Annotated in this window: 1 protein-coding gene; it reads left to right on the top strand. The window is 39.1% G+C overall.

Annotated elements, in window-relative coordinates:
* Window positions 1-2,865 (top strand): pyruvate carboxylase (locus KHW44_RS08105; RefSeq protein WP_304068244.1); only part of this gene is annotated, 2,865 nt, incomplete at both ends.

The following is a 2,865-nucleotide window of genomic DNA, read 5'->3' as shown; positions in this document are numbered from 1 at the left end:
TCAGCGCACAAAACGAATCCAAGAAGGCTTTCGGATCAGACGATATGTTCATCGAAAAATACATCCGCAATCCAAAACACATTGAGGTGCAAATCATAGCCGACAATCACGGAAATATTCTACACTTGTATGAGAGAGATTGTTCCATTCAAAGACGTCACCAAAAAGTTGTGGAATTCGCTCCTGCATTTTCAATTTCTGAAAAGACAAAAAACGAACTTCACAACGATGCCATCAAAATCTGCAAAGAAGTTGGCTACACAAACGCCGGTACTGTGGAGTTTTTGGTGGACGAAGACGAAAACCACTATTTTATCGAAGTAAACCCAAGAGTTCAAGTAGAACACACAGTTAGTGAACTTATCACTGGAATAGATATCGTTCAAACTCAAATTCTGATTGCAGACGGCAAAAGTTTTGATTCAGATGAGATAGGAATTTATTCACAAGACGATGTTCACTGCAACGGTTACGCAATTCAATGCCGTATCACGACAGAAGATCCTGCGAATAATTTCATGCCTGATACTGGTAAGATTGATTTGTATCGTACAAGTTCCGGATTCGGCGTGAGACTTGACGGTGGAAATGGATTCACAGGCTCAGTAATCACACCATATTACGATTCACTTTTGGTTAAAATCACTGCCTTCTCCAGAACATTCAACGACACAATCAACAAAGCAATCCGTGCTTTGAGAGAAACAAAAATCAGCGGCGTGAAGACAAATATCGGCTTCATCATCAATGTTCTAAACACTGAAGAATTCCACAAGGGAACTTGTGACACGGGATTTATCTCCAAAAATCCTGAACTCTTCGACATCAAACCATCGACAGACAAAGAATTAAAAGTGTTGAATTTCATCAGTGAACGCTCCATTAATAACGACAAAAAAGATTACAACATTCCACAAATCCCAGAATTTACCAAGACAAATTCTACAGGAACCAAAGATATTTTCGAAGAAAAAGGTGCCAAGGGACTTAGCGATTGGATTTTGAACCAAGATAAACTTCTAATCACAGACACAACCCTAAGAGATGCGCACCAATCATTAATGGCGACACGAATGAGAACAAGAGATATGCTTCCTATCGCAGAAGCTACCAATGAATTGATGAAGGACTTGTTCAGTTTGGAAATGTGGGGCGGCGCAACATTTGACGTAAGCTACAGATTTTTAAAGGAAGATCCTTGGATTAGACTACAAGAACTTAGAAAAAGAATTCCGAACATCTTATTCCAAATGCTACTTCGTGGAAACAACACCGTAGGATACAAAAATTATCCAGATAATGTCGTGGTAAAATTCGTACAAAAAGCCGCAGAAAACGGAATCGACGTGTTCAGAGTGTTCGATTCTCTAAACTACATCGACGGAATGAGACTTGCGTGTGACAGCGTACTTGAACAAGGAAAAACCTTGGAAGCAACGCTTTGCTACACAGGTGACATTTTGGACGAATCAAGAGACAAATACTCACTAGAATATTACGTGAAAAAGGCAAAGGAACTAGAATCCATCGGCGCAAATATTATCGCCATAAAAGATATGAGCGCACTCTTAAAACCATACGCAGCAACTAAGCTAATCTCAGCATTGAAAAACGAAGTCTCTGTTCCAATTCATTTGCACACACACGACACCACAGGAAACGGAGTCGCTACGATAATCAACGCTTGTGAATCTGGAGTTGACATAGTGGACACTTGCTTCAACTCAATGAGTTCACTCACAAGTCAACCTGCACTCAACTCAGTCGTAGCAGCTCTTGAAAACACGCCACGTCAAACGGGAATCAGCCTTTCAAACTGTGACAAAATCAGCAACTACTACAAAGACGTTCGCTCATACTACTCACAATTTGAGAGCGATTTGAAAAGTGGTACAACAGAAATTTATCGCTACGAAATTCCTGGAGGACAATATTCCAACCTCAAACCACAAGTAGAATCGTTCGGACTTGGAGAAAAATTCGACGAAGTAAAATTAATGTACAAAAAAGTCAACGACATGCTAGGTGACATCATCAAAGTTACACCATCATCCAAAATGGTCGGAGACATGGCTATATTCATGGTTGCAAATGGACTCACTCCAGAAAACATCTACGAAAAAGGCAAAAACCTTGACTACCCAGACTCTGTAATATCATTCTTCAAAGGAATGATGGGACAACCTGAAGGTGGATTTAACGAAAAATTACAAAAAATCGTACTAAAAGATGAAAAGCCAATCACACAAAGAGCGGGACTTTACATCGACCCATTTGATTTTGAAAAAGACAAAAAAGATTTAGAAGACAAATACAAAATGGAATTCGATGAAAAAGACATCGTATCACACGCACTTTATCCAAAAGTATTCGAAGAATACATCGACTACCGAAAAACAAAAGGCAACTTCACTTATATGGACACACCGACATTCTTCGAAGGAATAAACGAAAAAGAAACTGTCGAAGTCCCAATAGAAGAAGGCAAAATCCTCATCATCAAACTTATTGAAAAAGGAAGATTGGAAAAAGATGGCTACAGAAACTTCACTTATGAAGTCAACGGAAACAGACGTGAAGTCAGAGTGTTCGATGAATCTGCAAAAATAACTGAACGTGAAGAAGACAACCTATCAGTAGCAGATCCTAACAACGACAAAGAAATCGGAGCATCAATTCCAGGAAGAGTCGTAAAAGTATTAGTCAAAGAAAACGACAAAGTATCAGTCAACGACCCATTGGTAGTAGTGGAAGCCATGAAAATGGAAACCAACATACTATCCAAATCAGAAGGAATTGTAAAATCAATCCTAATCAAAGAAAATGACACCATCGACACAGACCAACTTCTTATAGTTTTGGAAT

This window comes from Finegoldia magna (assembly GCF_018371055.1).
Taxonomy (GTDB): Bacteria; Bacillota; Clostridia; order Tissierellales; family Peptoniphilaceae; genus Finegoldia; species Finegoldia magna_I.
Note: the sequence above shows the minus strand (reverse complement) of the source record. Positions and strands in the feature narration are given on the sequence as shown.